We start from the raw sequence: 22,481 nt of genomic DNA on the forward strand, positions 1-22,481 counted from the left end.
CCGCGAAGCAATCCAGAGTCCGTCCTGCGGAAATAGTCTGGATTGCTTCGTCGCGGAGCCTGTCATCCGGCCCGCCGGAGGCGGGACCGGGTGGTTCCTCCCAAAGACGGCTTACGTGGAAAGAGGATTCAAACGATGTTTGAAACAGGTCTGCTCAGGGACAAGCGCATCCTCGTCACCGGTGGTGGCTCCGGCCTCGGCGCGGCGATGGGACACCGCTTCCTCGCGCTCGGCGCCGAGCTCGTGATCTGCGGTCGCAAGCTCGACCGGCTGGAAGCAACGGCGAGCGAGATGCGCGCGCAGACCGGCGGCAAGGTCACGACGATGGCCTGCGATATTCGCGATGGCGCGGCCGTCGAGAGCATGATGGACGCGATCTGGCGCGAGGCACCGCTCGACGTTCTCGTCAACAACGCTGCCGCAACCTTCATCGCGCAGAGCGAGCATCTGTCGTTTCGCGCCGCGGACGCGATCCTCGCGCCGACGCTGCATGGTGCGATGTATTGCACGCTCGCCGCTGGCAAGCGCTGGATCGACGGCAAGCATGGCGGCGTCGTGCTCTCGATTCTCTCGACCTCGACCATCACCGGCCGCGCCTTCACGGTTCCCTCGGCGATGGCGAAGTCGGCGGTGCTGGCGATGACCAGGAGTCTCGCTGTCGAGTGGGGCCCGAAGGGCATCCGCACCGTCGCGATCGCCCCGGGCCCGTTCCCGACCGCGGGCGCCTCGGGACAGCTCCGTCCCGAGGGCCGCGACGAAGGCTGGACCGCCCGCAACCCGATGGGGCGCACCGGCGAGCACAGCGAGCTCGCCGACCTCGCCAGCTTCCTGGTCTCGGACCGTGCCGGCTACATCAATGGCGAGATGGTCGTGATCGACGGTGGCGCGCATTTGCGCAGCTCCGGCGCCGAGGATTTGTTGCGCTGGACCGACGCGCAATGGACCGAGCAGCGCGCTGCGCGATCCAAAGGCTAAGCCGCTAACTGCCTTCCCAAATTGGACTTTCCCGGTTATCCCTGCCGGGGGACAAAGCGCGGCCGGGCCATCTTCCAGTCACAATATTGAGGGAACCACTCCAGCATGTGGCGGGTGCTGATTTTAGCCTTGATGACGGGCGTTACGGCCGTGGGAATCACCGATTCCGCGCGGGCGCAGACGGCGCAACCGGCGCCCAAAGCCGCGCCAAAGGCGGCTGCACCGGCGGCCAATCCGGCTGCAAAGTCAGCAGCAAAGCCCGAGAGCAAGTCGGTGGCTCCCGCCGCCGCGGTTGCGGGCGGCGCGGAGCCGACCCTGATCGGCCAGTTCGGCACCTGGGGCGCCTATTCGGCTACCCCCAACGGCAAGAAGGTCTGCTTCGCGCTGGCGAAGCCGTCGTCGTCGAAGACCAACCCGCCGAACCGCCCGCGCGATCCCGCCTATGCCTTCGTTTCGACCCGGCCGGCGGAAAGGGTAAACAACGAAGTCTCGGTCATGATCGGCTATGCGCTGAAGCCGGGCTCGGAATCCTCGGTCGAGGTCGGCGGCGCCGCTTTCGCGATGTACACGCAGGGCGACGGCCTCTGGATTAAGAACGCGGCCGAGGAAGAGCGGATGGTCGAGGCCATGCGCAAATCCGCCGATCTCGTGGTCAAGGGTGTCTCGGCCAAGGGAACGGAGACGACCGATACGTTTTCGCTGAAGGGCCTCGCCCAGGCGCTCGACCGGATCGCCCAGGATTGCAGGCGGTAGGACTGCCGGCGGCGTTAAGCCTGAGGGCGGTATCACGGTCGCAATCGGCGGTTCCGGTTGCTATATAAGGCTATCCCAAAGCTGTAGCCGTCATGGCCGGGCTAAAGCGCGAAGCGCGTCTTCGCACCAGATGTCCCGGCCGTCCACGCGCTAGCAACGGGTGGAACAGAACGTGGATGCCCGGGACAAGCCCGGGTATGACGAGAGATATCAGGCAACCAATGCAACCGACGACCGAGCCGCACAACGCAATACTGGTGGAGAAGACTCCGCTCGAAACCTATGTGCCGCCGGCCAGGCCCTCGCTGATCGGCCTGTCGCGCAGCGAGCTTGCCGACCGCCTCGGCGAGATCGGCGTTGCGCCCGCGCAGCGCAAGATGCGCGTGCAGCAGCTGTGGCACTGGCTCTATTTCCGCGGCGCCCAAAGCTTCGACGATATGACGTCGATCTCGAAGGGCATTCGCGCCGAGCTCGCGCAGCATTTTACGGTCGACCGCCCCGAAGTCGTGGCCGAGCAGATCTCCAACGACGGCACCCGCAAATGGCTGCTGCGTCTGCCTAGCGGCGACAATGTCGAGCGCGCCCATGAAGTCGAGTGCGTCTACATCCCCGAGACCGATCGCGGCACGCTTTGCGTCTCCTCCCAGGTCGGCTGCACGCTGAACTGCTCCTTCTGTCACACCGGCACGCAGCGGCTGGTGCGCAACCTCACCGCCGGCGAGATCGTCGGACAGGTGATGGTCGCGCGCGACCGCCTCAATGACTGGGCCGATCGCGAGGACGGCACGCGCCGCGTCACCAACATCGTGATGATGGGTATGGGCGAGCCGCTCTACAATTTCGACGCGGTGCGCGACGCGCTGCTGATCGTCGGCGACAATGAAGGCATCGGCATCTCCCGTCGCCGCATCACGCTGTCGACCTCGGGCGTGGTACCGAACATCGTGCGCGCCGGCGAGGAGATCGGCGTGATGCTCGCAATCTCGCTGCACGCGGTGCGCGATGAGCTGCGCAACGAGCTCGTGCCGCTCAACCGCAAATATCCGATCAAGGAACTGCTGCAGGCCTGCCGCGACTATCCCGGCGCCTCGAACGCGCGCCGCATCACTTTCGAATATGTGATGCTCAAGGGCGTCAACGATTCGCTCGACGATGCGAAGCTGCTGGTGAAGCTGCTCAAGGGCATTCACGCCAAGATCAATCTGATTCCGTTCAATCCCTGGCCCGGCACCGCCTATGAATGCTCGGACTGGGACCAGATCGAGAAATTCTCCGAATACATTTTTAATGCCGGCTATTCCTCGCCGGTGCGCACCCCGCGCGGCCGCGACATCCTCGCCGCCTGCGGCCAGCTCAAGTCGGAGACCGAAAAGCTCAGCGCACGCGAACGTCAGGCGCTGCGCGCCATGGCGATGACGGACTAGCTAGTTATGTGCACGCTGTCGCAACCTCGTCATTGCGAGGAGCGCAGCGACGAAGCAATCCAGACTATTTCGGCGGACGCATTTCTGGATTGCTTCGCTTCGCTCGCAATGACGGCAACGGTGGCTTTCTTCTCATGTCCCTGATCGGCCGCCTCATCGTCATCTTCATCGGCTTTCTCGCCGCCTGCTTCGTCGGCGGGATGATCGTCGTCGTCGCGCTGCTGTTTCCGGAATTCGCCGATCTCGGCGCCGGTCCCGTCGATCAGGGCGCGATCGACATCCTGCTCGGCTTCGGCTTCATCTTCGTCTCGGGCTTTGCGCTGGTTCCGGCGGCGGTGATCGTTGCGATCACCGAGGCGCTCTATATCCGCAGCGCGCTGGCTTACGCCGCTGGCGGCGGCCTCGTCGGGCTCGCCTGCTATCTCGGCCTCGTTCCCTTCCGCTCCGACACTTTGCAGTTCGAAGGCATCGTGCGGCGTCACCTGGAGATCATGACGGGGGCCGGCATCGTTGCCGGCGTCGTCTACTGGCTGATCGCCGGCCGCAACGCCGGCGCCTGGCGCGAACCGCCACCCCCGCGCAAGCCACCTCCGCCATTGCCGGCGAATTCGCGGCCGGATGCGCGATGAGTCGCGCCGCTTCCGGGGTTTTCATCTCCGCCCCACTCCGCTAAACCGCGCGCCATGAACCGGACTGGACTCTTCATCGCCCTGGCGCTGTGGCTCGTGATCGGCGTCGTTTTCGGCCTCTATCCCGAGCTCGATCTCAAGCTCGCCGCGCTGTTCTTCGACCCTGCTACGAAGACGTTTCCGCTCAAGCTGAACGAATGGGCGGGCTTCGCGCGCGATGCCGCCATGTGGGTGGCTTGGGCGTTCGTGCTGCCGCCGCTGGTTGCACTCGTGGTCAAGATGATCCGGCCCGACCGTCCCTTGATGGTGTCGGGGCGCGCGATCGTGTTCCTGCTGGTCACCATCATCCTGTCGGCCGGCATTCTCACCAATCTCACCTTCAAGACCTATTGGGGCCGGCCGCGGCCGGTGGTGGTGACGCAGTTCGCCGGCGACCAGCAATTCGTGGCGTGGTGGGACCCGCGCGGCGACTGCGCGCGCAACTGCTCGTTCTTCTCGGGCGAGGGCGCGACCGCGTTCTGGACGCTGGCGCCGGCTGCGCTGGCGCCGCCGGCATGGCGGCCGCTCGCTTACGCCGGAGCGGTCATCTTCGGCGCGGTCACCAGCGGGCTACGTATGGCCTTCGGCGGCCACTTCTTCACCGATGTCTCGATCGCCGGCCTCGTCACCTTCGTCGTGATCTGGTTCGCCTACGCCATGATCTACCGCTGGCCGCGGACCCGGTTCTCGGACGAGGCGGTCGATGCCGCCCTGACCCGGCTGAACATGCCCGCCTACCGGCTCCGCCAGCGCCTGTTCGGCCGCAAGACAGGCCCCGAGCCGTCGATTTGAGCCATTAAAAGCGTGCCGAGGCGTGCGAAATTTGATATTCGCGCGGTCAACCCACAAACGCCATCAGCCTCTTAAAACCCGATTGGAAGCGCCATGACCACGATCCTGAAAAGCCTGCCCAAGGGTGAAAAAGTCGGCATCGCGTTTTCGGGCGGCCTCGATACCAGCGCGGCGCTGCTCTGGATGAAGCAGAAGGGCGCGCGCTGCTACGCCTACACGGCCAATCTCGGCCAGCCCGATGAAGCCGACTACAACGAGATCCCGCGCAAGGCCGAGGCGTTCGGTGCCGAGAAGGCGGTGCTCGTCGACTGCCGCACCCAGCTCGTCCATGAAGGCATCGCCGCGATCCAGTCCGGCGCCTTCCACATCTCGACCGGCGGCATCACCTATTTCAACACCACGCCGCTCGGGCGCGCCGTCACCGGCACGATGCTGGTCGCGGCGATGAAGGAGGACGGCGTCAACATCTGGGGCGACGGCTCGACCTTCAAGGGCAACGACATCGAGCGCTTCTACCGCTACGGCCTGCTGACCAATCCATCCTTGCGCATCTACAAGCCCTGGCTCGACCAGCAGTTCATCGACGAACTCGGCGGCCGCGCCGAAATGTCGGCATTCATGACCGCGCAGGGCTTCGCCTACAAGATGAGCGCCGAGAAGGCGTACTCGACCGACAGCAATCTGCTCGGCGCCACGCACGAGGCGAAGGATCTCGAAAGCCTCGACAGCGGCATCAAGATCGTCAACCCGATCATGGGCGTGCCGTTCTGGCGTGACGACTGCAACGTCAAGGCCGAGAAGGTCGTGGTGCGTTTCGAGGAAGGCCAGCCGGTCGCGCTGAACGGCCAGACTTTCTCTGATCCCGTCGCGCTGTTCCTCGAAGCCAATGCGATCGGCGGTCGCCACGGCCTCGGCATGAGCGACCAGATCGAGAACCGCATCATCGAGGCGAAGAGCCGCGGCATCTACGAGGCGCCCGGCATGGCGCTGCTGCACATCGCCTATGAGCGCCTCGTCACCGGCATCCACAACGAGGACACCATCGAGCAGTACCGCATCAGCGGTATGCGCCTGGGACGCCTGCTGTATCAGGGGCGCTGGTTCGATTCGCAGGCTCTGATGCTGCGCGAGACCGCGCAGCGCTGGGTTGCACGCGCCGTCACCGGCGAGGTGACGCTGGAGCTGCGCCGCGGCAACGACTATTCGATCCTCAACACCGAGAGTCCGAACCTGACCTATGCGCCGGAACGGCTCAGCATGGAGAAGGTGGAAGACGCCGCATTCACGCCGGCCGACCGTATCGGCCAGCTCACCATGCGCAATCTCGACATCGCCGACACGCGCACCAAGCTGAAGCTCTACAGCGACACCGGCCTGTTGTCGGGCAGCGAAGGCTCGCAGATCTTCAAGCTCGAGAGCGACAAGGGCTGATCTTGTAGCCCGGATGGAGCGAAGCGAAATCCGGGGCCTCTCGTCCAGCCGCTAGATTCCCGGATTGCGGTTCGCTCCATCCGGGCTACGCGCTTAATGACGATGTCATGCGCGGCCGCTAGGGTTCCGCTCCTGTTGTGAACGGGATTGCGGAGCATCGCGCATGGTCAAGGGGTCGGCACTCGCCTCACTCATCGTCCTCTGTTGGACAACGTCGCTGTCGGCGCAGACGATCTATCCGATCGATCGTGCCGAGATCCTGGCTGGCGCCCGGTTCGACTTCAAGGTCGAGTTTCCCGGGCCGGTCGATCCGGCCAGGCTGAAGGTGACCGTGAACGGCGCGGACTATGCTGCCGCGTTCGGACGTAGCGGGACCTTCATCGATCGCGAGGACGGCAAGGACCAGTCGGCGCTGATTTTGCGCGACGTCATGCTGGCCAAGCCCGGCACCGTCACGGTGGACGTCAGCGACGGCACGCAGCAGCGCAGCGTCGCATGGACGGTTTACGACACGGGTCCGCGCAAGGCGAAGAACGTCATCCTGTTCATCGGCGACGGCATGTCGCCGGCGCATCGGGTCGCGGCGCGAATCCTGTCCAAGGGGATTGCGGAAGGCAAGAGCCGCGGCAAGCTCGCGATCGACGACATGCCTCATATGGCGCTGGTGGCGACAGCGGGCTCGGACTCGATCATCACGGACTCCGCGAACTCGGCCAGCGCCTATGCGACCGGGCACAAGAGCGCCGTCAACGCCCTGGGCGTCTATGCGGACCGCACCGCAAGCCCGTTCGACGATCCTCGCGTCGAGACCATCACGAGTCTTGCCAGGCGGCGGCACGGCATGGCGATCGGTGTCGTCACCAACACCGAGATCGAAGACGCGACGCCGGCCGCGATGGTTGCGCACACCCGCCGGCGCGCCGCCTATGACGAGATCGTCGAACAGTTCTTCGCGGCGAAGCCGGATGTGCTGATGGGCGGCGGCAGCGCGAATTTTCTGCCGAAGTCCGCGGCCGGCTCCAAGCGCAAGGACGAAGCCGACTACATCGCGAAGTTCCGCGACGCAGGCTATCAGGTCGCGACGACTGCAAGCGAGCTCGGCGCTTCCGTCGCAAAGCCGGAGACAAGCAAGCTGCTCGGCCTGTTCGCAACCGGCAACATGGACGGCGTGCTCGACCGCAAATTCCTCAAGGGCGGCGGCGTGAAGAAATTTCCCGAGCAGCCTGATTTGACCGAGCAGGTGCAGGCGGCGCTGAACATCCTCTCGAAGAACGAGACCGGCTTCTTCCTGATGGTCGAATCCGGACTGATCGACAAATATGCGCACCTGCTCGACATGGAGCGAGCGGTCTACGACACGATCATGCTCGACAATGCGGTGCGCCAGACGCGCGAATGGGCACGGGCGCGCGGCGACGACACCCTCATCCTGGTCCTGGCGGACCACAATCATCCGAACAGCCTTGTCGGCACGGTGAACGACGACATGGGCACCACGCCCAACGTGCCGCTGCGCGAGCGTGTCGGCGTCTACGAGCAGGCCGGATTTCCCAATTATCCGGCGCCGGATGCGGAGGGTTATCCGTCACGCGTCGACGTGAGCCGCCGGCTCGCCATCTTCTCGGCGAGCCTGCCCGATCACTATGAGACGTTCCGGCCGAAGCTCGACAATCCCAATGAGCCGACCGTCAAGGCCGGTGACGACGGGACCTTCAAGGCCAACGACAAATACAAGGACGTCCCCGGCGCGGTGCTGCGCCCGGGCAACCTGTCGGCGATGATCGGCGCCAGCGTGCATTCGGGCGAAGACGTCATCCTGACGGCGACCGGGCCGGGCAGCGAGCGCGTGCACGGCTCGATGGACAACACCGAGGTGTTTCGCGTGATGGTCGATGCGCTTGGACTCGCCGCAGCGCAGTAGGAGCAGTCGCGTGCCGCGCGACATTATGCGGCACCATCTCGCATGAGACCGGAAGGAGGTTGAAACGACCGAATGAGTGGGGCCTCGCAGTGACGGAGCGACCAATGGCGAAGTACAGAGACAATCTGCCTCAGCGCCGCGGCGGCATCTTCCTGACCGACGGCGGCATGGAGACCACCCTGATCTTTCACAAAGGTCTGGAACTTCCTCACTTCGCCGCCTTCGTGTTGCTCGACAGCGCGGACGGCCGCTCGCATCTGAGGCAGTATTACGAAGCCTATCTTGCGATCGCGCGTCAGCATGGGCTCGGCTTCGTGCTCGACAGCCCGACCTGGCGCGCCAATCCTGATTGGGGTGTCAAGCTCGGCTACGATATGGACGCGCTCACGGCGATCAACATGCGCGCAATTCGCTTTCTCGAGGAATTGCGCGGCACGTGGGAGACCTCCGGCCTGCCCTGTGTGATCAACGGTGCGATCGGTCCGCGGGGCGACGGCTACAAGGCCGGCAACATGGGTGCGACGGAGGCGATGGACTATCATTCGTCCCAGATCGCCTCCTTCGCCGAGGCCGGCGCCGACATGGTGACGGCATTCACGCTGAACAGCGTCAATGAAGCCATCGGCGTCGTGCGTGCTGCAAAGATGCACGCGATCCCGGTTGCCATCTCCTTCACGGTCGAAACCGATGGTCGTCTGGTCAGGGGAGAAACCCTGCGGGAGGCGATCGAAACCGTCGATCAAGCAACGGAAAGCGCCTGCGAATATTTCCTGATCAACTGCGCCCATCCGACCCATTTCGAGAGTGCCCTCCAGGCCGGCGAGCCATGGGTCGAACGGATTCATGGCGTCAGGGCCAATGCGTCGGCCAAGAGTCATGCCGAGCTCGATGAGTCCGAGGTACTCGACAGCGGCGATCCCGCCGATCTCGGCCGCCGTTATGTGGCGCTCAGGCGGGCATTCCCGCGCATGCAGCTGCTCGGCGGCTGCTGCGGCACCGACCACAGGCATGCCGCAGCCATCTGCGCTGCCTGCGTTCCGGTTCAGGCAGCGGGGGCCTGATCCAAACAAAAATGGCCGGGATTGCTCCCGGCCATTTTGCATGTGTGCTTCGCCTCAGCGCGGCGGTGCGGTGCCGGGCGGGGGCGGCGGCAGCGAGGCCTGGCCACCGTTGAGCAGTGGCGTGATGTTGCGGACGGTGACGCGCCGGTTGATCAGGCTCGGTCCTTGCGTCTGCTCCTTCAGATACTGCTCGCCATAGCCCTGCGACGTCAGGTTCTCGGCGGGCACCCCGAACTGCTGGGTCAACAATTCGGCCGCGGACTGCGCACGGCGGTCCGACAATGACAGATTGTCGACCTCGTTGCCGACCGCGTCGGTGTGTCCCTCGATCAGGAACACCGCGCGCGGGTTGCGCTGGATCGCACGGTTGAGACCGTCGGCGATCCCCTGCAGCCGGGCCGCCTGGTCCGGCGGGATGGTCCACGAGCCCGTCTCGAAGGTGATCGTGTTGACGTCGATGCTCGGCATCTGCATGCGAACATTGGGGCTGTAGCGGATCTCGTCGAGCGTGTAACGCCGATCGATCCGCTGCACCGGCGGTGCCTCCATGGTCTGGTAGATCACGTCCGGCGATGCCTCCTGAGCGTCGACGATGTAGCGATCGTAGGGCATGTTGACCACCGGCGGCGGCACGTCGACATAGAAGCCGCCGACCGACCGCGGATCGCGATAGCTGTTGTCGATGATGATGATCTCGCGCCCGCCGGGGTCCCTGCGGATTCGCCGCAGCAACGAACCGTCGGGACCGACCACGGTGATGACCTCGCTGCCATCGGGACGGATCACGACCGTGCGGGTCTCGCCGCCGATGGTGTCGGTACGGATGTCGCGGGCGCCATAGCGGAAGCGATAGAGGTCGTTGCCGCGGACATAGGCCTGCCCGCCCGGATCGCGGATGATGATGCGATCCGGTTCGGTGTAGACGGTGCGGCCGCCTTCGATGGCCTCGCGTCGCTGGTTGTGCAGGTCGGCAATGGTGGCCCCGATCACGGCGCCGGCCACCACGCCCGCACCGATCGCGAGCGGTGTCAGGTCACGCTGCGGCGGGCGCGGCGGAGGCGGCAGCGGTGCGACGACCGTCGGCCGTGCCTGGAAGGCAGGCGTAACCGTCGGCGGTCTGTATTGCGCCCTGTCGGGCGGCGGCGCTGCGGCCGCAGAGCCGGGAACGACAGTCGGTGCCGCGGCGCCGGCGGGAGCCGCTGGCCGGGGCGGGAGGCCGCCGGCCTGGGGCGGCGCAGCCGGAGTTCCGGCTGCGGGCGCGCCAGCGGGAGGCGTTCCACCCTGTTGACCAGGGGTCGGCGTCGCCGCCGGAGCTGTGCCGGGGGTGGGCGTCGGTCCTGCGCCGGGACGGCCGGGCGGCGGCGTAGCGCCACCAGGGGCCGGCGTGGCCGTTGGAGCAGGCGTGGCACCGGGAGCCGGCGACGGGGATCCTGCAGCCGGAGGCGTGCCAGGACGTCCGCCGGGCGGCGGTGCACCCGGGCGACCGGCCGGCGGTGCGCCGGGCGTGACGCCCGGTGCCGGCGTTGCCGTCGGCGCAGGTGTCGCGGTCGGCGCAGGTGTTGTCGCCGGTGCGGGCGTGGCAGTCGGTGCAGCCGCGCCAGGGCGGGCCGCAGGCGCGGCCGGTGAAGGCGACGGCGTAGCCGCAGGTGCCGGCACCGGACGTGCGGGTGCTGCTGCGGGCGGCGTTGCTGCTGCCGGCGGAGTCGGAGCGGGACGTGCGGCAGGCGGAGCTGCGGCGGGAGGCGGCGTCGGTGTGTGCTGCTGCGCGGCCGGAGGCGGCGGAGTTGGCGCAGGCGCGTGCTGCTGGGGTGCCGCAGCCGGAGGCGGCGACGGCTGCTTGGGAGCTGCCGGCGGTGGGGGTGGCGGCGGAGGCGGAGGTGCCGGACGTGCCGCAGGCGGAGGAGGCGGTGGCGGTGTCGGGCGCGACGGTGCGGCAGCCGGCGGCGGCGGCGCGGGAGGATGCGGAGGTGCAGCCGCGGGCGGCGGCGCCGTCGGGCGCGCAGGAGCTGCGGGCGGTGCTGCGGCAGGAGGAGGTGGTGCGGCAGGACGTGCGCCAGGCGGCGGTCCCTTCGGCGCTTCCTTCGGAGGCTGCTTCGATTTGTCGGTCTCTGGTGGTTGTGTCTGCGCCTGCGCGACCACGAGCGGCGGCGCGCTTTGCGCATGCGATGCGGAGCTTGCGAACTGCATCGCGGTCAGAGCCGTCGTTGCAAGCAGCACGAAACGAAGGTTGGTCATGGTGGTGAACTTCCCCGGAAGGTTCTTTGACGAAGTGTCGGGATGAACAGCTACGCGTTAGGCCGGAATGTGGCGGGCGAAGAGGTCGCGGCCCGATTTATTTCTGCACGCAAATCACCTCACTATGGTGACGTTCATTGCGCATTCAGACGCTGGTTGCAATTGCCTCACATGTGATGCTTCGCCTCATATGTGATCGCGCAGCGAACTTGCATCCGTCGCGGGATTCGGCGTGAGCGGTCCGTTCGGTCCGCGCGATGGAATCTCTTCTGGCACGTGGCCCGGCAATTCATCGGGCCGCGGTGATTCGCCGGGTTCGCGCACCGGCGGCGTGATTTCAGGCTGCGGATTGCCCGGCGGAATTCCAGGCGGCGGCTCGGTGGGGGTGCCCGGTGTTGCCGGTGGAATCTCGGGCGGTTCGATCGGCATCGGCATCATTGAGATCAGTTGTCCAGAGAACGACAACGATGATGCCGCGCCGATGTTCCTTGTCGCGTCGTCTTGGAGCGCGCCCTATTCCGGCGCGTGACAAACGGCCTCGATGTTGTGTCCATCAGGATCGAGCACGAACGCGCCGTAGTAGTTCGCATGATAATGCGGGCGGATGCCCGGCGCGCCGTTGTCGCGGCCGCCGGCGGCAATCGCTGCCTTGTAGAAGGCATCGACCGTGGCGCGATCCTTGGCGAGAATCGCGATGTGCACCGGCTTGTTCATGGCGCCTTCGGCACCGAACCAGAGGTCCGGCTTGCCGTTGGCGCCGAAGCCTGCGGCCGCAGCGTGGCCGGTCTGCTCCGCCGTGACCTCCATGATCAGGCTGTAGTCGAGCGGCGCCAGCGCCTTGGCATAGAACGCTTTCGCGCGCTCGTAGTCGGTGACGGAAAAACCCAGATGGTCGATCATCGCAAATCTCCCTTGCTCGCGGTTAGCGCGACAGGAACGTATTGCTCCGTGTCTTGCGCGCGATCGCAAAGCCGCGCGCGACCATGTCTGCGATACAATCCTGCTGCCATTCGTCTTGTGACAAATGCTCGATGACCACCGCGCGCGGCCACAGCGATTGCGGCGCGTCGCGGAAGAAGCCGATCAGCACGCGGTCCTCGAAGCCCTCGACGTCGATCTTGAGCGAATCGACCTGGCCGACGCCGGCCTCGTCCAGAATGCGCGTCAGCCGCAGCGACGGCACCTTGATGGCCTCCGCGCTGGCCGTGCCGGTGACGACGTGGGTGGCGCCGAGATTGCCGCCGCCGCTCTCGATCATCAGCTCGCCGTCGCTGTCACCGGCGGCAGCCTGCACCAGGCGCACCTGCGTCGTCTTCGACGCGGCGTGGTTGAACGAGAGCCGTCCAAACGTCATCGGATGCGGTTCGATCGCGACCACCTTGCCATGGGTGCCGACCTGCAGCGCCATCACCAGCGCAAAGGTGCCGACATTGGCGCCGACGTCGACGAATGTGCCGCCTGCGGGCGTGTGCTGGCGCAGGAAGTCGAGCTCGTCGAGATTGTAGTCGGGATTGAACAGCGCGCCGCGCTCGGTCGCGCTGCCCTGGTGATAGAGGCGGAACGAGGCGCCCTGGTACTGCACATCGATTGGCCCGCCGCGCATCAGGTTGACCAGCCGCGACATCCACGGGCGGAACGCACCGCGCTTCAGCCCCGACTGTTGCGCAAGGCGAATGATCACAGCCTGTGCCGCATTCGGCGCAAACGCGCCGAACGGCGCAGATGAAGGGGCGTTGTCGGGCGTCAAGCAGGCGATCCTCGTTGCAGGCGGCGCATCCATAGCCGGTTTTGATGAGGACTCCAACGCTCCATCACAGGTGTCGTCCCGGGGCGCGAAGCGAGCCCGGGACCCATAAAGCCAGGGCGGAGTGTGAGGCGAGACGCCCACTCCGAGTCTTCGTCAAACTCAATCCGGTGGGTATGGGTCCCGGGTTCGCGCTTTGCGCGCCCCGGGACGACAGCGAGAAACTCGCGTCACTTTTCTCACGCCGCCTTTTTCGGCGCGGCCTTGCGCTGCCTCAGGAATCGCCCGAGCAGCTTGCGCTTGCCCTTGCGCGGGATCAGGTCGATATCGCTGACGAGTTTTGCGCCGCCCTTGCGGCGTTCCAGCACGATCTTGCGGCTGTGGAAGGCTTCCAGCTCGACGCGATGGGCGACGCTGACGATGGTCGCCTTTGGCAACTCGTCGGTGACCATCTGCATCATCTTGTCCTGGCTCTTCTCGTCGAGCGCGGAGGTCGCCTCATCCAGCACGACGATGTCGGGGTTGTGCAGCAGCAGCCGCGCGAAGGCGAGGCGCTGCTTCTCGCCACCTGACAGCGTCTGGTCCCACGGTCCCTCTTCCTCGATCTTCTCCTTGAGGTGATCGAGGCCGACCTTGTGCAGGGCCTCGCCGATCTCCTCGACGGTCCAGTCGTCCTCGGCGCCGGGATAGGCGACCGCGCGGCGCAAGCTGCCGGACGGCACGTAAGGCCGTTGCGGCAGCATGAACAGCCGCCGGTCGGGATGGAAATTGACGCTGCCGCCGCCCCAGGGCCAGAGGCCTGCGATGGCGCGCACCAGCGTGCTCTTGCCGGTGCCGGATTCACCGGCGACCAGCAGCCGCTCGCCCGGCTCGATCACCACCTCGGTTTCGCCGACCACGGCCGTGCCGTCGTCGAGCGTGACGGAGAGATCCTTCATCTCCAGCATGGCCTCGTTGCCGGTCTCGCCGCGCTTGATGCGGCCGAGGCCGTCGCCCTGCTCGGCGCGCTCCAGGCCATCGAGCGACATCATCAGCGAGGCGATGCGACGCGCGCAGGCGTTCCAGTCGGCGAGCCGCGGGTAATTATCGACCAGCCAGCCGAACGCGCTCTGCACGATGGTAAAGGCGGACGCCGCCTGCATCACCTGTCCGAGCGTCATGCTGCCGTCGAGGAATTTTGGCGCGCAGAGCAGGAGTGGGACCACGGGAGCAACAAGGCTCGATCCCTGCGAGACCAGCGTCGTGCGCATGTGCTGGCCGGCCAAACGCGCCCACTGCCGCAGCACGTTGGTGAAATTGCGGTCGATGCCGCCGCGCTCCTCCTCCTCGCCGCCGAGCAGCGCGATGCTCTCGCCGTTCTCGCGCACGCGCGTCAGCGTGTAGCGGAAATCCGCCTCGGCCTGGTTCTTGTCCTCGGAGACCTGCACGAAGCGCCGGCCGATCACCAGGATCGAACCGGAGGCGATCGCGGCGTAGAGGATCGCGGCGATGACGAGGAACCCGGGGATGGTGATGGTCGATCCCGCAAGCGTAACCGTGAGCGCGCCGCCGATGGTCCAGAGCACGATGATGAACGTGACCGCCGACAACAGCGCCGATGTCACGCCGGCGAGAAAATCGACCGGCGAATCGGTCGCCACGCGCAGATCCTCGGCGATGCGGTATTCCGGATTCTTGTGGTCGCCGCCGACTAGGTTGAGCTGGTAGTAGCGGCCGTTCTTCAGCCAGCGCGTCAGCACGCTTGCCGTGAGCCAGGCGCGCCAGCGGCGCTGGATTCCCATCCGCGCGAACACCTGCGCGACGCCGAGCACGATGCTGCCAATCGCGAGCGGGAAGAACACCGCGGTGAGATGGAAGACGGTGCTCGCCTCGCGCTTCTCGATGGCGTCGAAGATCGCGCGATTCCAGACATTGATGCCGTATTGAAAGCCGACGGTGAGGACGATCAGCAAGACGAGGCCGATCGAGTAGAGCCACGCGAGCCGGTCGCCGTTGCGGCCCCAGAAGCCGCGTGCGCTGATCCAGAAGCGCGTCAGCAGATAGTCCTTGCGGGCCTGTTCGGCTTCTTCGGGTGATAGCTCCGGATCAGGCTCAAGCACCTCCGGCGGCGGCGGTGCGACCTCATCGCCATTCTCGCCCTTGATCTCGACAATGGGCGGCTTCCTGCCCTGTTCGCGCTTTGCGGCCGGCTTATGCATGCGCGGATAACGCGAACCGAATCAATCGGTTCCCGTTGGTTCCGTGCCGCCCTCACTCGGCGGCGCCGTCGCGGACCGGCCGGAGCTTCGCGGCCCGATGGAGAACGCGCGACAATTCCTCGATCGAATAGGGCTTTTGCACGAGATCGAAGCCGGCGGCGCCATCTTGTGACAGGGCCTGACTGTAGCCCGTGGTCAGCACGATCGGCACGCGGATGCCGCGGTCGCGGATCGCCTGCGCCAGATCGAGCCCCGTCATTCCCGGCATCACCACGTCGGAGAACACGACGTCGAAGCGCTCTGCGTCCATGGTGAGCTCGGCGAGCGCGTCGGCGGCGTTGTCCACCAAAGTGATGCTGTAACCGAGCTCGGTGAGGCCGTCGGCGGCGAAATTGGCGAGCTCGATATTGTCCTCGACCAACAGCACGGACATGCCGCTGCCGGCCACCGCCGGCGCGGTGTTGGGCGCCTGCCGCTGCGGCAGCAGGTCCGTGGGCACGCGCGGCAGATAGAGTGAGAAGGTGCTGCCCTGGCCGACCTCGCTCTCGACGGTCACCTCGCCGCCGGATTGCCGGGCGAAGCCGAACACCTGCGACAGGCCGAGGCCGGTGCCCTGGCCGACCTGCTTGGTGGTGAAGAACGGCTCGAAGATGCGGCCCAATCTTGCGGCGGGAATGCCGATGCCGGTGTCGCTGACGGCGACACTGACGAAGCCATCGCCGCCTGCGAGATCATGGCTGCCCGAAACGTGCACCAATGTATCGGGTATGGTCGCCGCCGCCTGCACGGCGAAGGTGATCCTGCCTTTGCCCTGCATGGCGTCGCGCGCATTGGTCGCCATGTTGATCAGAGCCGTCTCGAACTGGCCGGCATCGGCCTTGACGAGGCAGGGCTCGGTCGGCAGCCGGATTCCGATCTCGATCGCCGGCCCGAGCAGCGTGGCGAGCATGTCGTGCAGCGACTGCATCCGCTCCCCGACGTCGAACACCTCCGGTTTCAGGGTCTGACGCCGCGCGAACGCCAGCAGCTGCGAGGTCAGCTTGGCGGCGCGCGCGACCGCGTCCGCAATGGCATTGATGTAGCGCTGCCGCCGCTCATCGCTCAGCTGCGGCCGGTTCAGCAGGTCGACCGAGGCGCGGATCACGGTGAGGAGATTGTTGAAGTCGTGCGCGACGCCGCCGGTGAGCTGGCCGAGCGCTTCCAGCCGCTGGCTGTGCTTGAGCGCCTCCTCGGCCTCGCGTCGTGCCGTGGCCTCGGCGTGGAGATGCTGGGTGCGCCGGAACGCGAGCGCAAGCAGCAGAAACAGCAGCGCCGTGGCGGGAATGCCGAACACCAGATGCTGGCCCATGGTGGCGAGCCAGCGCGCGCGGATCGCCGAGGTCTCGAGCCCGGCGCTGACATAGATCGGATATTCGGCGACGCGCCTGTAGCCGACGCGCCGCTCGATTCCGTCCGAGGGCCAGGCGATGGTGATGAGGCCGTGCTCGGGGTGGGCGGCGATCTGCCGCCCGACCGGCCCGGTCGGATCGAGCCGGAAGTCGCGGTCGAGCCGGGGAAAATGGGTGAGCACCACGCCGTCCGTGCGTCCCATGGCGAAGAAGCTGCCGGGATCGGAGCCGATCCTGGCATAAAAGCTCTCGAAATATTCCGGCAGGACGGAGGCCTGGATGACGCCGATGAAGCTGCCATCGTCGGCTTCGCGGCGCCGGCTCATGCCGAAGAAGCGTGCCCCCTGATAGGGCGGACGCGGCGTCAGGGCTGCGCCGACGAACGTGCCAATGTTCTGGTCGACATGGGCGTAGAAGTAATCGCGGTCCGCAAAACTCAGATCCGGCGGTGGCGAGGCGAGGCTGTTGACCAGCGATTTTCCGTTCGCGTCGAAGATCCAGGCCGATTTGAGCTGCGGCAGCGCATCGGTCAGTCGTTTCAGGCGGCGGTGCAGCGCCGGTTCGCGCGAGCGGATGATCTCGTCGGGAAGGCCTTGCACGACCTCGTTGAGCTCGGCAAGGCTGCGGTCGATGGTCTCGAACACCTTGAGCGCGTGCTCATGGGCGACATCGAGCGTGCGCTCGATCTCGCGGTCGGCGATGTCCTTTGTCGATGTGTAGGAGATCGTGGAGGTGAAGACGAACAGTGCAATCGGCAGCGCCAGGGATGCCGCCATCATCCACTGCAACAGTCTCAGCGAGTTGCGTTGCGCACCCTGCACAGTCGCTCCGGTCCCTGACCGGAGAGCTTACTTGAAATTCCCGCTGGGAAGGAAGCGGCTTGTCGATGGAACCGGAGGTTGTAATCCGGACGTTCGCGCGTGACGCGAGCCGGGAGAACAATCTCGCGGAATTCGCGGCGGAAGTAGAATGCCCCGGCCGTTCCGGCCGGGGGATCAAGGCGACTAAGGCTGGCTAGATCTGGCGCTCGACCATCTTGAGCTTGAGCTCGGCGATGGCTTCGGCCGGGTTGAGACCCTTCGGGCAGGCCTTGGCGCAGTTCATAATGGTATGGCAACGGTAGAGGCGGAACGGGTCCTCGAGATTGTCGAGTCGCTCGCCGGTCGCCTCGTCGCGGGAGTCGGAGACCCAGCGGTTGGCCTGGAGCAGGGCGGCCGGGCCGAGATAGCGATCGCTGTTCCACCAATAGCTCGGGCACGAGGTCGAGCAGCAGGCGCAGAGGATGCACTCGTAGAGGCCGTCGAGCTTTTCGCGGTCCTCATGGCTCTGGCGCCATTCCTTCTGCGGCATCGGCGAGGTCGTTTTCAGCCACGGCTCGATGGAGGCGTACTGCGCGTAGAAATTGGTGAGGTCGGGGACGAGGTCCTTCACGACAGGCTGGTGCGGCAGCGGATTGATCTTGACCGCGCCGTCCTTGACGTCGTGCATCGAGCGGGTGCAGGCGAGCGTGTTCTGGCCGTCGATGTTCATCGCGCAGGAGCCGCAGACGCCTTCACGGCAGGAGCGGCGGAAGGTCAGCGACGGGTCGATGTTGTTCTTGATCCAGATCAGGCCGTCCAACACCATCGGACCGCAATCATGGGTGTCGACGTAATAGGTGTCGACGCTCGGATTCTTGCCGTCGTCCGGATTCCAGCGATAGACGCGGAATTCGCGAACGTCTGTCGCGCCCGCCGGCTTCGGCCAGGTCTTGCCGCCGGTGATCTTGGAGTTCTTCGGAAGTGCGAATTCAACCATTTCGATTAAGGCCTTCGCTGTTCGCTCAGTACACGCGCGTAGCTCAGTAAACGCGAGCTTTGGGCGGGATATACTGCACGTCGTTGGTCATGGTGTAGTCGTGAACGGGGCGGTACTCGATCTTGACCTTGCCCTTGTCGTCGAGCCAGGCCAGCGTGTGCTTCATCCAGTTCTTGTCGTCGCGCGCGGAGAAGTCCTCGCGGGCATGCGCGCCGCGGCTCTCGGTGCGGTTGGCGGCGGAGTCCATCGTCACCACCGCCTGCGAGATCAGATTGTCGAACTCCAGCGTCTCGATCAGGTCGGAATTCCACACCAGCGAGCGGTCGGACACGGCGATGTCGGTGATGCCGCTGTGGACCTTCTCGATCAGGTTCTGGCCTTCGCTGAGCACCTCGCCGGTGCGGAACACCGCGCAATTGTTCTGCATAACGTGCTGCATGCCTTCGCGCAGCTTCGCGGTCGGCGTGCCGCCGGAGGCGTAGCGGTAATGGTCGAGGCGGCCGAGCGCGAGCTCGGACGAGTTCGCCGGCAGCTCGGGCTGCTTGGCGTTGGGCGTGAGCTTCTCGGCGAGACGGAGCGCTGCGGCGCGGCCGAACACGACGAGGTCGATCAGCGAGTTGGAGCCGAGGCGGTTGGCGCCGTGCACGGAGACGCAGGCCGCTTCGCCGATCGCCATCAGGCCGGGGATGATGGCGTTGTCGTCGCCATCCCGCTTGGTCAGCACTTCGCCATGATAGTTCGTTGGGATGCCGCCCATGTTGTAGTGCACGGTCGGCACGATCGGGATCGGCTCGCGTGTCACGTCGACATTGGCGAAGATTTTTGCGGATTCGGAGATGCCCGGCAGGCGCTCGGCGAGCACCGCGGGATCGAGATGGTCGAGATGCAGGAAGATGTGGTCCTTCTTCTTGCCGACGCCGCGGCCTTCGCGGATCTCGATGGTCATCGCGCGCGAGACGACGTCGCGCGAGGCGAGGTCCTTCGCGGACGGCGCATACCGCTCCATGAAGCGCTCGCCCTCCGAATTGACGAGATAGCCGCCTTCGCCGCGCGCGCCTTCGGTGACGAGACAGCCCGAGCCGTAAATGCCGGTCGGGTGGAACTGCACGAACTCCATGTCCTGCATCGGCAGGCCGGCGCGCAGCACCATGCCGCCGCCGTCGCCCGTGCAGGTGTGCGCCGAGGTGCAGGAGGCGTAGGCACGGCCATAGCCGCCGGTGGCGAGAATCACGGTCTGGGCGCGGAAGCGGTGCAGCGTGCCGTCGTCCAGCTTGAGCGCGATGACGCCGCGGCAGGTGCCCTGGTCGTCCATGATCAAATCGATGGCGAAGAACTCGATGAAGAACTCGGCCGCGTGACGCAGCGACTGGCCATACATCGTGTGCAGCATGGCGTGGCCGGTGCGGTCGGCGGCGGCGCAGGTGCGCTGCGCCTGGCTCTTGCCGAACTCGGTGGTCATGCCGCCGAACGGGCGCTGGTAGATCTTGCCGTCCTCGGTGCGCGAGAACGGCACGCCCCAATGTTCGAGCTCGTAGACGGCCTCGGGCGCGTTGCGCACCATGTATTCGATCGCGTCCTGGTCACCGAGCCAGTCCGACCCCTTCACGGTGTCGTACATGTGCCAGCGCCAGTCGTCCTTGTGCATGTTGCCGAGCGAGGCCGAGATGCCGCCTTGCGCCGCGACCGTATGCGAGCGGGTCGGAAACACCTTGGTGATGCAGGCGGTGCGAAGACCGGCTTCGCTGCAGCCGACCACGGCGCGCAGGCCCGCGCCGCCGGCGCCGACCACGACGACGTCATAGGTGTGGTCTTCGATCGGATAGGCTTTGCCGTTGGTGGCGGGAGCGCCGTTGCCCTTGCCATTTGTCGCATTGGCCATGGGTTACACTCCGGATGACAGTTGGAGAATCGCGTAGATCGACGCGAGCGCGACCGCGATCGAGAAGAAATTGTTGAGCATGATCGTCGCGAGCTTCAGCTTCTCGTTGTGGACATAGTCCTCGATCACGACCTGCATGCCGATCTTCATGTGCCAGGCGCTGGCGACGATGAAGAGCACCATGATGATGGCGATTGGCAGCGAGCCGAGGATCTGCTTGGCATACGCCTGGTTGCGGCCGAGCAGCATCATGATGACGACGATCACGGGGATCATCAGCAGGACCATCGCCACTGCAGTCAAGCGCTGGCGCCAGAAATCGGACGTGCCGGAATGCGCCGCGCCAAGGTTGCGGACGCGGCCGAGCGGGGTGCGCATGCTGCGCTTCGGCGTATCGGCCGTGCTCATCGTCCACCTCCGATCGCGTAGGCAATGATCCAGATCAGCACCGTCAGCGCGATGCCGCCGATCAGTGCGCCCCAGGTCAGCGCTTCGCGCTCATTGGCCTTGAAGCCGTAGCCGAGGTCCCACACGAAGTGCCGGATACCGCTCAGCATATGGTGCATCAGCGCCCAGGTGTAGCCGAACATGATCAGCCGGCCGATGATGCTGCCGGTGAAGGCCTGGACGTGGGAATAGGCGGCGGGGCCGGAAGCCGCCGCGATCAGCCACCAGGCCAGCAGCAGGGTTCCGACGTAGAGCGCGATACCGGTGGCGCGATGGACGATGGACAGCGCCATCGTCAGCGTCCAGCGGTAGACTTGCATGTGGGGGGAAAGCGGTCGTTCGATCCGTGCGGTCATGGGCTTTTGATGTTTATTGCGGCCCAGCAGGGGGCACGCGGGGATCGCGAAAGGTCGGCTCTATTTACGGAGTCGATTTCGCCTGCGCAATCACCAAATCGCCATAAATCGAACCGCGGTTCAGCTCTAGAGCGTTGATGATGCAAGGCCAATCAGTGGCTTGGTATACCAGCACTTCGGTCCGCCAACGAAAAACAGAATATATATTCATTTGTTCTGGAGAGACCGATGCGCGTTGAAATTGCTATTGGAACGCCTCTAAACGGACCATGCCGTCCAAACCCGCCCGGGGCCGGTCTTTTGTGCCGCTAACGCCATTCGGACGGCACCAAGCCGCTCCCGCCCGGGCCCGGTCTGACCCCTGTCCGGATATGCGCACCTTGCATTCCACCCCAGCCGCAAGACGTGGCGTGTCGACCGCGAGAATCAGATCGCCTAAAGCTCCGCACGCAGCTTTCCGAGCGCGTGTTTCGGAGAAGTTGCGACCAGTCGTCGGGGCAGGTCAGGGGTGATTGCAGGTCTTGATATCAAGGAGATCGTCGAGCTCGCGCTGTTGCTGATCGCAACCGGCGCGCTTTCGGGATTCCTGGCCGGCGTGTTCGGCATCGGCGGCGGCGCGATTCTCGTGCCGGTGTTCTACGAATGCTTCCGCATCGCCGGCGTGCCGCTCGAAGTGAGGATGCCGCTCTGCATCGGCACCTCGCTCGCGGTGATCATTCCGACGTCGATCCGTTCGTTCCAGGCGCACTACAAGCGCGGTGCCGTCGACATGTCGATCCTGCGCGTGTGGTGGCTGCCGATCGTGATCGGCGTCGTCGCCGGCAGCGTCATCGCGCGTTACGCGCCGGAGAAGCTGTTCAAGATCGTGTTCGTCTGCGTCGCCTATTCCGCGTCGGCGCGTCTCATCTTCGCGCGCGAGGGCTGGAAGTTCGGCGACGATCTGCCCAAAGGGCCGCTGATGCGCGTCTACGGCTTCTGCGTCGGTATCCTCTCGACGCTGATGGGTATCGGCGGCGGCCTGTTCTCGAACCTGCTGATGACGTTCTACGGCCGGCCCATCCACCAGGCAGTGGCGACCTCGTCGGCGCTCGCGGTGCTGATCTCGATCCCCGGCGCGCTCGGCTACATCTATGCCGGCTGGCCGGCAGCTGCGACCTATCCGGCCGTCGCAGCGCTGCAAATCCCGTTCGCGCTTGGCTACGTCTCGCTGATCGGCGCCGTGCTGGTGATGCCGATGAGCCTCGTCACCGCGCCGCTCGGCGTGAGAGCCGCGCATGCGATGTCGAAGCGGACGCTGGAGGTGGCGTTCGGCTGCTATCTGTTTATCGTCGGCAGCCGGTTCGTGATGAGCTTGGTGGGCGGGCAGTAACCGGCTTGGGCCGAACGCCGCGCCACACACTCCGCTGTCATCG

At 65.7% G+C, this 22,481-nt stretch carries 19 protein-coding genes; 9 read left to right on the plus strand and 10 right to left on the minus strand.

Going from position 1 to position 22,481, the window contains the following annotated elements; all coding sequences use genetic code 11:
- The first annotated feature begins 135 nt into the window (after nucleotides 1-135).
- From AB7008_RS01690 to AB7008_RS01725, 8 genes are all read left to right on the plus strand, one after another.
- Complete coding sequence (locus tag AB7008_RS01690) at nucleotides 136-975, plus strand: SDR family oxidoreductase (protein WP_028158613.1); 840 nt, start codon at nucleotides 136-138, stop codon at nucleotides 973-975.
- Nucleotides 976-1,080: 105 nt separating this feature from the next.
- Nucleotides 1,081-1,728: an invasion associated locus B family protein gene (locus AB7008_RS01695; RefSeq protein ID WP_441258332.1), complete on the plus strand. Its 648-nt coding sequence runs from the start codon at nucleotides 1,081-1,083 to the stop codon at nucleotides 1,726-1,728.
- Nucleotides 1,729-1,949: 221 nt separating this feature from the next.
- Nucleotides 1,950-3,152 (plus strand): 23S rRNA (adenine(2503)-C(2))-methyltransferase RlmN, encoded by a 1,203-nt coding sequence (rlmN, locus tag AB7008_RS01700; protein ID WP_039155312.1) that lies wholly within the window; start codon nucleotides 1,950-1,952, stop codon nucleotides 3,150-3,152.
- A 134-nt stretch (nucleotides 3,153-3,286) separates the two neighbouring features.
- Nucleotides 3,287-3,781, plus strand: a complete 495-nt coding sequence (locus AB7008_RS01705; protein ID WP_028158610.1) for a hypothetical protein — start codon at nucleotides 3,287-3,289, stop codon at nucleotides 3,779-3,781.
- Between the two features lie 54 nt (nucleotides 3,782-3,835).
- Nucleotides 3,836-4,612 (plus strand): phosphatase PAP2 family protein, encoded by a 777-nt coding sequence (locus tag AB7008_RS01710; RefSeq protein ID WP_441258333.1) that lies wholly within the window; start codon nucleotides 3,836-3,838, stop codon nucleotides 4,610-4,612.
- 93 nt (nucleotides 4,613-4,705) lie between these two features.
- Complete coding sequence (gene argG / locus AB7008_RS01715) at nucleotides 4,706-6,043, plus strand: argininosuccinate synthase (protein WP_248880971.1); 1,338 nt, start codon at nucleotides 4,706-4,708, stop codon at nucleotides 6,041-6,043.
- 163 nt (nucleotides 6,044-6,206) lie between these two features.
- On the plus strand, nucleotides 6,207-7,964 hold the full coding sequence (locus AB7008_RS01720) for an alkaline phosphatase (RefSeq protein ID WP_304492301.1): 1,758 nt from the start codon (nucleotides 6,207-6,209) through the stop codon (nucleotides 7,962-7,964).
- Nucleotides 7,965-8,068: 104 nt separating this feature from the next.
- Nucleotides 8,069-9,025 carry a homocysteine S-methyltransferase family protein gene (locus AB7008_RS01725; RefSeq protein WP_304492302.1) on the plus strand — a complete coding sequence of 319 codons (957 nt, stop codon included), beginning with the start codon at nucleotides 8,069-8,071 and terminating at the stop codon, nucleotides 9,023-9,025.
- A gap of 54 nt (nucleotides 9,026-9,079) precedes the next feature.
- On the opposite strand, the gene AB7008_RS01730 is transcribed toward AB7008_RS01725, so the two are convergent.
- The 10 genes from AB7008_RS01730 to sdhC form a co-directional block, all read right to left on the minus strand.
- Nucleotides 9,080-11,260: an OmpA family protein gene (locus AB7008_RS01730; RefSeq protein WP_304492303.1), complete on the minus strand. Its 2,181-nt coding sequence runs from the start codon at nucleotides 11,258-11,260 to the stop codon at nucleotides 9,080-9,082.
- 186 nt (nucleotides 11,261-11,446) lie between these two features.
- Nucleotides 11,447-11,689 carry a hypothetical protein gene (locus AB7008_RS01735; protein ID WP_248889085.1) on the minus strand — a complete coding sequence of 81 codons (243 nt, stop codon included), beginning with the start codon at nucleotides 11,687-11,689 and terminating at the stop codon, nucleotides 11,447-11,449.
- Between the two features lie 84 nt (nucleotides 11,690-11,773).
- Nucleotides 11,774-12,160, minus strand: coding sequence for a VOC family protein (locus AB7008_RS01740; RefSeq protein ID WP_304492304.1), 387 nt, complete (start codon nucleotides 12,158-12,160; stop codon nucleotides 11,774-11,776).
- 22 nt (nucleotides 12,161-12,182) lie between these two features.
- Nucleotides 12,183-13,007 (minus strand): FkbM family methyltransferase, encoded by an 825-nt coding sequence (locus tag AB7008_RS01745; RefSeq protein WP_441258334.1) that lies wholly within the window; start codon nucleotides 13,005-13,007, stop codon nucleotides 12,183-12,185.
- A gap of 236 nt (nucleotides 13,008-13,243) precedes the next feature.
- Nucleotides 13,244-15,202 (minus strand): ABC transporter ATP-binding protein/permease, encoded by a 1,959-nt coding sequence (locus AB7008_RS01750; RefSeq protein WP_441258335.1) that lies wholly within the window; start codon nucleotides 15,200-15,202, stop codon nucleotides 13,244-13,246.
- A gap of 52 nt (nucleotides 15,203-15,254) precedes the next feature.
- On the minus strand, nucleotides 15,255-17,411 hold the full coding sequence (locus tag AB7008_RS01755) for an ATP-binding protein (RefSeq protein ID WP_441258336.1): 2,157 nt from the start codon (nucleotides 17,409-17,411) through the stop codon (nucleotides 15,255-15,257).
- 193 nt (nucleotides 17,412-17,604) lie between these two features.
- Nucleotides 17,605-18,387 carry a succinate dehydrogenase iron-sulfur subunit gene (locus AB7008_RS01760; protein ID WP_014490683.1) on the minus strand — a complete coding sequence of 261 codons (783 nt, stop codon included), beginning with the start codon at nucleotides 18,385-18,387 and terminating at the stop codon, nucleotides 17,605-17,607.
- Nucleotides 18,388-18,430: 43 nt separating this feature from the next.
- Nucleotides 18,431-20,266: a succinate dehydrogenase flavoprotein subunit gene (gene sdhA / locus AB7008_RS01765; RefSeq protein ID WP_028158599.1), complete on the minus strand. Its 1,836-nt coding sequence runs from the start codon at nucleotides 20,264-20,266 to the stop codon at nucleotides 18,431-18,433.
- 3 nt (nucleotides 20,267-20,269) lie between these two features.
- Entirely contained in the window at nucleotides 20,270-20,674 is a 405-nt protein-coding gene (gene sdhD / locus AB7008_RS01770) for a succinate dehydrogenase, hydrophobic membrane anchor protein (RefSeq protein WP_028158598.1), read from the minus strand.
- The gene (sdhC, locus tag AB7008_RS01775) at nucleotides 20,671-21,069 is read right to left on the minus strand and encodes a succinate dehydrogenase, cytochrome b556 subunit (RefSeq protein ID WP_014490680.1); all 399 of its coding nucleotides are present in this window, start codon (nucleotides 21,067-21,069) and stop codon (nucleotides 20,671-20,673) included. Before sdhC ends, sdhD begins: the two co-directional genes overlap by 4 nt.
- Before the next feature lie 508 nt (nucleotides 21,070-21,577).
- Between sdhC and AB7008_RS01780 the strand changes: the two genes are divergently transcribed.
- On the plus strand, nucleotides 21,578-22,438 hold the full coding sequence (locus AB7008_RS01780) for a sulfite exporter TauE/SafE family protein (protein WP_014490679.1): 861 nt from the start codon (nucleotides 21,578-21,580) through the stop codon (nucleotides 22,436-22,438).
- Nucleotides 22,439-22,481: the final 43 nt, after the last annotated feature.

The organism is Bradyrhizobium sp. 521_C7_N1_3, from assembly GCF_052075975.1.
In the GTDB taxonomy this organism is placed as follows: Bacteria; Pseudomonadota; Alphaproteobacteria; order Rhizobiales; family Xanthobacteraceae; genus Bradyrhizobium; species Bradyrhizobium japonicum.